This is a genomic window from Rhodococcus sp. CX (assembly GCF_015865005.1).
Taxonomy (GTDB): Bacteria; Actinomycetota; Actinomycetes; order Mycobacteriales; family Mycobacteriaceae; genus Rhodococcus.
Genome location: NZ_JADZGH010000087.1, coordinates 21413 through 28808, shown reverse-complemented (window position 1 = coordinate 28808; position 7396 = coordinate 21413). Strand labels below are relative to the sequence as shown.

Sequence of the window (7396 nt, the reverse complement as noted above, 5' to 3'; positions counted from 1 at the left end):
CGCCGGTGTCGTCGCCGTCGACGCGAGCGCCGACGGTGTCACCGCGACCGCGAGCCCGTCCGCCGCGGGGAGCCCCGAGTTCTCGGTGCGGTTCGACGGCGCGGTCGGCACACTCCTCGGTGACGGCACGGATCCGGCCGCCGACATCGCGGTCCTGTACCGTCTCGCACTCGCGTCGATCGGTGCATACGCTGACGGACTGCTCGACGGGGCAACGGCATTGACCGCCGAACACCTGAGCACGCGACATCAGTTCGGCAAGCCGCTCGCGACCTTCCAGGCCGTGGCCCAGGAGATCGCCGACGTCTACGTCACCGCGCGCACCCTGCACGTCGCGGCGCTCGCGTCGACCTGGCGCGTCGCTCACGACGGGGCCCGTTCGGCGGCGGTGGACGACGATCTGGACGTCACCGCCTACTGGATCGCCGAGGAGCTGCCGCCCGCGATGCGGGTGCTGCACCACCTGCACGGTGGCATCGGGGTCGACGTGACCTACCCGCTGCACCGCTATTCCTCGACCGCCAAGGATCTGGCGCGCCTGATCGGCGGCGCCTCGTACCGACTCGACCTCGTGGGGGCCCGGTGTTCATCGATCTGACCGACGAGCAGCGCGCGCTGCAGGCGGAACTGCGAACCTACTTCGCGGATCTCATCTCCCCGGAGGAGGCCGCGATCATGCGCACGGAGCGGCACGGCCCCACCTACCGTGAGGTCATCCGCCGCATGGGCAAGGACGGCTGGCTCGGCGTGGGCTGGCCGAAGGAATTCGGCGGCCGCGGGTTCGGCGAGATCGAACAGCAGATCTTCGCCAACGAAGCGGTGCGCGCCGACGTCCCGCTGCCGAGCGTGACGCTGCAGACCGTCGGACCGACCCTGCAGGTGTACGGCACCGAGGAGCAGAAGCGGAAGTTCCTGCCCGCCATCCTCTCCGGCGAGGTGCACTTCGCGATCGGCTACTCCGAACCGGAGGCCGGCACCGACCTGGCCGCGCTGCGCACCAGCGCCGTGCGCGACGGCGACACCTATATCGTCAACGGCCAGAAGATCTTCACCACCGGCGGCCACGACGCCGACTACATCTGGCTCGCGGTGCGTACCGGTCCCGCCGACTCGCGGCACCGCGGCATCTCGATCCTCATCGTCGACACCACCGATCCGGGTTTCAGCTGGACCCCCATCATCACGTGCGACGGTGCCCACCACGTCAACGCGACCTACTACAGCGATGTGCGGGTCCCGGCGAACATGCTTGTGGGAGAAGAGAACAAGGGCTGGAAGCTGATCACCACCCAGCTCAACCACGAGCGCGTCATGCTCGGACCGGCCGGCAAGGTCGGCGGACTCTACGATCACGTCGCTGCGTGGGCGAAGACGCACGATCTGCTGGGCGAACCCGACGTGCGCCGCGCGCTCGGGGAGATGCACGCGACCTTCCGCCTCAACGAACTGCTCAACTGGCAGGTCGCGGCCAGCGAATCCGAGGCCGTGGACATCGCGGACGCGTCGGCGACCAAGGTGTTCGCCACCGAACGCATCCAGCGGGTCGGCCGGCTCGCCGAGGAGATCGTCGGGCGCTACGGCGATCCCGCCGATCCCGAAACGGGCGAACTGCTGAGCTGGCTGGACATGCAGATCAAGCGGAACCTCGTCATCACCTTCGGTGGTGGTGTCAATGAGGTGATGCGCGAACTGATCGCGACTGCGGGCCTGGGCATGCCCCGGGTTCCGCGGTGAGGGAAGGGATTTCGATGACGACACCCGAGGAGATCCTCGCCGCCGCGGAACGGGTTCGCAGTGACGGGCCGTCGAAGCCTCGCGCCGGACGCGACCCGGTGAACATGCCGATGATCCGCAACTGGCTCGAGGCGATCGGCGACGAGAACCCGATCTACACCGACCCCGACGCCGCGGTCGCGGCCGGGCACGGCGGGTTGGTCGCACCGCCGGCGATGGCCCAGGTGTGGACGATGCGCGGACTCGGCGCCAAGCGCGAGGAGGACGATCCGCTCGGCCGGATGACCAACATCCTCGACGAGGCCGGCTACACCTCCGTGGTCGCGACGAACTGCGACCAGATCTACCACCGCTACCTGCGGCCCGGTGAAGAGGTCACGATCGAGTCCACCCTCGAGGACGTGGTGGGCCCGAAGAAGACCGGTCTCGGCGAGGGCTGGTTCTTCACGACCCGCAACATCTGGAAGGTCGGCGACGAGATCGTCGCCGAAATGCTGTTCCGCATCCTGAAATTCGCGCCACCCGCCAAGGAAGCGCCTGCGGCCGCGGCCGCACCGGCGGTGCCGGAGGACCTCGACTCGACCCGGCTGCTGCGTCCCTCCGCGTCGCCGGACTCGCAGTTCTTCTGGGACGGAGTCGCCGCGCACGAGCTGCGCATCCAGCGCCGGCCGGACGGGTCCCTGCAGCATCCCCCGGTTCCCGCGCTGTGGCTCGACAAGACCGAAACCACCGACTACGTCGTGGCATCCGGTCGCGGCACCGTCTTCAGCTACGTCGTGCACCACGCACCGAAGGTGCCGGGCCGGTCGCTGCCGTTCGTCGTGGCGCTGGTCGAGCTGGAGGAGGGCAGCGGGGGCGAGCGCAGCGACGAGGGAAGTATCCGCATGCTCGGTGAGTTGCGTGGTGTCGATCCCGCCGACGTGCACATCGGCATGCCCGTCGAGGTGACCTACCTCGACTTCCCGGGCGACGACGAGACCGGCGGCGCACCGTGGACGCTCTACGCCTGGACCCCCCGTCAGGAGACCGCATGAACACCGCGACCGTGACCGTGGGCGAGACCCTGCCCGCGCTGTCCATCTACGGCGACCCGACCTTCATCGTGTCGAGCGCGCTGGCCACCCGGGACTTCCAGGATGTCCACCACGACCGTGACCTCGCCCGGAAAAAGGGTTCGAAGGACATCTTCGTCAACATCCTCACCGACACCGGCCTGGTGCAGCGTTACGTCACCGACTGGGCCGGTCCCCGCGCCGTGATCAAGTCGATCTCGCTGCGGCTCGGGGTGCCCTGGTACGCGTACGACACGCTGAGCCTGACGGGCACCGTCGCGTCCGTCGACGACGGCCTGATCACTCTGGACATCGTGGGCAGCAACAGCCTCGGTAACCACATCAACGCCAAGGCCACCCTCGTGATCGGAGGTACCGCATGAGCGGGCTGTCCCGCCGCGCCGCCATCGTCGGCATCGGCGCCACCGACTTCTCCAAGGACTCCGGCCGCAGCGAGCTGCGCCTCGCCGCCGAAGCGGTGCGTGCCGCCCTCGACGACGCCGGGCTGCGCCCCGAGGACGTCGACGGCCTCACCTCGTTCACGATGGACACCAACACCGAGGTCGCGGTCGCGCGGTCGGTGGGGATCCCGAGCCTGAAGTTCTTCTCGCGCATCCATTACGGCGGCGGCGCCGCGTGCGCGACGGTGCAGCAGGCCGCGATGGCGGTGGCCACCGGTGTCGCCGACGTCGTCGTCGCCTACCGCGCGTTCAACGAACGCTCGGGCGCCCGCTTCGGTCAGGTCAACTCGGCGCTGGCCACGCAGGTCAACTCGTCGGGCACCGACAACGCGTTCTCCTACCCGCACGGTCTGAGCACCCCGGCATCGTTCGTCGCGATGGTCGCGCAGCGGTACATGCACGTCACCGGCGCGACCAGCGCCGACTTCGGTGCGGTCGCGGTCGCGGACCGCAAGCACGCCGCCACCAACCCGAACGCGTTCTTCTACGGCAAGCCGATCACGCTCGAGGACCACCAGAACTCGCGGTGGATCGCCGAGCCGCTGCACCTGCTCGACTGCTGCCAGGAGTCGGACGGCGGTGTCGCGATCGTGGTGACCAGCCCGGAACGCGCGAAGGACCTGAAGCAGGCGCCGGTGCTGATCGCCGGTGCGGCCCAGGGCAGCGCGGAGGACCAGTTCATCATGACCAGCTACTACCGCGACGGGTTGACGGGTCTGCCGGAGATGGGGATCGTCGGCAACCAGTTGTGGGAGCAGTCCGGTCTGACGCCGCAGGACATGCAGACGGCGGTGCTCTACGACCACTTCACCCCGTACGTGCTCATGCAGCTCGAGGAGCTCGGATTCTGCAAGCCCGGCGAGGCGAAGGACTTCGTCGCGGACGGTGGCATCGAACTGGGCGGGCACCTGCCGCTCAACACGCACGGCGGCCAACTCGGCGAGGCGTACATCCACGGCATGAACGGCATCGCCGAGGCGGTGCGTCAGATCCGCGGCACCTCGGTCAATCAGGTACCCGACGTCGAGAACGCACTCGTCACCGCGGGCACCGGCGTACCGACCTCGGGGCTCGTTCTGTCCCGCGGATAGCTTCGCCGTCGGTTCGGTGAGTGGGATCGGTTCTGGTGGGACCGATCCCACTCGCGTATCGATGGTCGGGTAGCCGACGCACAGGAGTGGACGTGAACGAATTCGAGGGCAAGGTCGCGCTGATCACCGGCGGGGCGCGCGGGCAGGGCCGCTCGCACGCCGTCGCGTTCGCCGAGCGCGGCGCCGACGTGGTGATCTGCGATCGCTGCGAGAACAGCGACGCGGTGTTCTACCCGCTGGCGACCGACGACGACCTCGCGGAAACCGTGCGGCTGGTCGAGGCCACCGGCCGGCGCGTCATCGCCGAGAAGCTCGACACTGCCGACCGCGGCGCCCTCGACAAGCTCGTCGCTCGCGCCACCGACGAATTCGGCCGCGTCGACATCGCGGTCGCCAACGCCGGGGTCTCCGTCGCGGCGCCTGTACAGGTGATGCCGCAGAACATGTGGGACGAGGCGATCTCGTCGAACCTCACGGGCGTGTTCAACACCATCGGAGCGGTCGCACCCGGGATGATCGAGCGCGGCTACGGCCGGATCGTGACGATCTCCTCGATGCTCGGCCGGGCCGGTAACACGAACATGGCGGCCTACAGCGCCTCCAAGTGGGGTGTCATCGGCCTGACGAAGAGTGCTGCCCTCGACCTCGCGCAGCACGGGATCACCGTCAATGCCGTTGCTCCCGGCAACATCTCGACCCCGATGATCCACAACGACTTCCTGTACGGCATGCTGCGCCCCGACCTCGAGAAACCGACCGCCGAGGATGTGGCCCCGGTGTTCACGTCCCTGCACGCACAGCCGGTGCCGTGGCTCGATCCCGAGGAGATCACCCGGGTCGTGCTGTTCTTCGCCGCCGAGGCCGCCGCACACATCAGCGGCACCGTTCTGCCCGTCGACGCGGGCAACGCTGCACGGGTGACCGGCTGATCTCTTCTGCCGAGCGGTTGTGCCGATCGGTGCGTCGTTCACCGGGCTGCGGCGCCGCGAGCGGGATACCGTAAAGGACGTCGGCGGCGGTGCCGGCACCCGCATTCCGATTGCCGGACGCCCGGCCGAGTGGACCGGAACGAACGGCTCGGCCGCTCGGAGGATCAGCCATGACGCAAACGAACGGGCACGTCGTCCATCACCCCACACACGAGGAGCGCGTCGAGACCGGTCTCGCGGCGCGGCGCGCCACCCCGATCGCCGCACTCGCCGAGGTCTCACCCGACGAGGCGCGCGATCCCATGGCGTTGCTCCAGCGGCAGGCGGCGACCCGGATACCGCAACTGGTCCCGGTCCGGTACGGGCGGATGTCCAGTTCCCCGTTCGCGTTCTACCGCGGCGCGGCCCTGGTGATGGCGGACGATCTGTCGCGCACCCCGAACAGCGGACTGCACTGCCAGTTGTGCGGGGACGCGCACCTGAGCAACTTCGGGCTCTATGCCACACCCGAACGGAAACTCGCGTTCGACGTCAACGACTTCGACGAGACCTATCCGGGTCCGTTCGAATGGGACGTCAAACGGCTTGTCGCGAGCCTCGCGGTCGCGGCCCGCGACAACGGGTTCACCGGTAAGGACCGCAAACGGATCACCCGGGCGTGCGTCGCGGAATACCGCGAGACGATGCTCGCCCAGGCCGAGCGAGGGAACCTCGCGGTCTGGTACGCGCACGTCGAGCCGTCCACCGAACTCGTGGAACTGCGTGACGAACTCGATTCGACGATGAAGAAGCGCACCCGCAAACTCATCGAGAAATCGATGACCCGCGACAGCGTGCAGGCGCTCGGAAAACTCACGACGATCGTCGACGGCAAACGCCGGATCATCAGCGCGCCACCGCTCATCGTCCCGATCGAGGAGGTCTTCGCCGACCTCGACACCGAATTGATCTACAAAGAGCTGCACGAACGCCTCCGGTCCTATCGGTCGACCCTGCAGTGGGACCGTCGCGTCCTGCTCGAGCAGTTCGAATTCGTGCAGGCCGCCCGCAAGGTGGTCGGCGTCGGCAGTGTCGGCACCCGCGCCTGGATCATGCTGCTCCGCGGCCGGGACGACGATGACCCGTTGTTTCTGCAGGCCAAGGAAGCCCAGCGATCGGTGCTCGCAGACTATGTCGACGGCCCGACCTTCGAGAACGAAGGTGAACGCGTCGTCAACGGTCAGCGGCTCATGCAGGCCGCGAGCGACATCTTCCTCGGCTGGCAGGCGGGCGTGGGCGCGGACGGAGTGCAGCGCGACTTCTACATCCGGCAACTCCGCGACGGCAAGGGCTCGGCGGTCATCGAGGCGATGACCCCGACGGGAATGGCGTTGTACGGCAGGTTGTGCGGCCGGGTGCTCGCCTACGGGCACGCGCGGTCGAGCGACCGCGTCGCGATCGCCACCTACCTCGGCCCCGGCACGGAGTTCGACGAGGCGATCGCAGAATTCGCGGAGCTGTATTCCCAGCGCAACAAGAACGACAGAAAGCTGCTCCTCGCTGCGATCGACGCGGGCAGGGTGAGTGCCCGGGCGGGAATCTGAGAAGACTCGACCGCCAATTTTGGCGAACTGCACGGAATTCCGCTGCGCGCGGGAGCAAGATATCCGGAGAATCCTCCGCTGGAGGATTCGTTCGCCCTGCGCACTCGGAAAGGTGCACGTCATGGATTCGTTTTGGGATTACGTGTGGTACACGATCGTAGTGTTCGCCTTCGTGGCGTACCTGATCGTGCTGTTCCAGATCCTGGTCGACCTGTTCCGGGATCACACCGTCTCCGGCTGGGTCAAGGCGGTGTGGGTGATCGTGCTGGTGCTGTTCCCGTACCTGAGCGCGTTCATCTATCTGATCGTCCGGGGCCGGGGCATGGCCGAGCGTGCGCGTGCAGCGCAGGTCGAAGCCAAGCAGGCCACCGATCAGTACATCAGGGAGGTCGCGGGTAAGTCGCCCGCCGAAAGTATTTCGGAGGCCAAGTCGCTCCTGGACTCGGGAGTGATCACCGAGGCGGAGTTCCAGCAGCTCAAGGCTCACGCACTGGGCAGGACAACCACGAGCTGAGGGGCCGGCCGGCCGAACCCGGCGCGCTCACC

8 protein-coding genes are annotated in these 7396 nt (G+C 67.9%); all 8 read left to right on the top strand.

What is annotated here, in order from left to right; all coding sequences use genetic code 11:
• Positions 1–598, top strand: a 598-nt coding sequence (locus I0Q12_RS32480) for an acyl-CoA dehydrogenase family protein (protein WP_231610350.1), incomplete at its 5' end; no start/stop codon positions are given.
• Positions 583–1734, top strand: coding sequence for an acyl-CoA dehydrogenase family protein (locus I0Q12_RS09415; RefSeq protein WP_197251674.1), 1152 nt, complete (start codon positions 583–585; stop codon positions 1732–1734). The genes I0Q12_RS32480 and I0Q12_RS09415, both read left to right, overlap by 16 nt.
• 14 nt (positions 1735–1748) lie before the next feature.
• Complete coding sequence (locus tag I0Q12_RS09410) at positions 1749–2768, top strand: bifunctional MaoC family dehydratase N-terminal/OB-fold nucleic acid binding domain-containing protein (protein WP_197251673.1); 1020 nt, start codon at positions 1749–1751, stop codon at positions 2766–2768.
• The gene (locus I0Q12_RS09405) at positions 2765–3169 is read left to right on the top strand and encodes a MaoC family dehydratase (protein WP_197251672.1); all 405 of its coding nucleotides are present in this window, start codon (positions 2765–2767) and stop codon (positions 3167–3169) included. Before I0Q12_RS09410 ends, I0Q12_RS09405 begins: the two co-directional genes overlap by 4 nt.
• Positions 3166–4338, top strand: coding sequence for a lipid-transfer protein (locus tag I0Q12_RS09400; RefSeq protein WP_197251671.1), 1173 nt, complete (start codon positions 3166–3168; stop codon positions 4336–4338). The genes I0Q12_RS09405 and I0Q12_RS09400 overlap by 4 nt, the downstream gene beginning before the upstream one ends.
• Positions 4339–4430: 92 nt before the next feature.
• Positions 4431–5267, top strand: a complete 837-nt coding sequence (locus I0Q12_RS09395) for a mycofactocin-coupled SDR family oxidoreductase (protein WP_197251670.1) — start codon at positions 4431–4433, stop codon at positions 5265–5267.
• 170 nt (positions 5268–5437) lie between these two features.
• Positions 5438–6850: a DUF2252 domain-containing protein gene (locus tag I0Q12_RS09390; RefSeq protein WP_197251669.1), complete on the top strand. Its 1413-nt coding sequence runs from the start codon at positions 5438–5440 to the stop codon at positions 6848–6850.
• A 121-nt stretch (positions 6851–6971) separates the two neighbouring features.
• Complete coding sequence (locus I0Q12_RS09385; RefSeq protein ID WP_197251668.1) at positions 6972–7364, top strand: SHOCT domain-containing protein; 393 nt, start codon at positions 6972–6974, stop codon at positions 7362–7364.
• Positions 7365–7396 lie beyond the last annotated feature (32 nt).

What these genes read in the sequence shown, in the direction of transcription:
- I0Q12_RS09410 (WP_197251673.1), top strand. Translation starts at nt 1,749, where the DNA reads ATGACGACACCCGAGGAGATCCTCGCCGCCGCGGAACGGGTTCGCAGT.
- I0Q12_RS09405 (WP_197251672.1), top strand. Translation starts at nt 2,765, where the DNA reads ATGAACACCGCGACCGTGACCGTGGGCGAGACCCTGCCCGCGCTGTCC.
- I0Q12_RS09400 (WP_197251671.1), top strand. Translation starts at nt 3,166, where the DNA reads ATGAGCGGGCTGTCCCGCCGCGCCGCCATCGTCGGCATCGGCGCCACC.
- I0Q12_RS09390 (WP_197251669.1), top strand. Translation starts at nt 5,438, where the DNA reads ATGACGCAAACGAACGGGCACGTCGTCCATCACCCCACACACGAGGAG.
- I0Q12_RS09385 (WP_197251668.1), top strand. Translation starts at nt 6,972, where the DNA reads ATGGATTCGTTTTGGGATTACGTGTGGTACACGATCGTAGTGTTCGCC.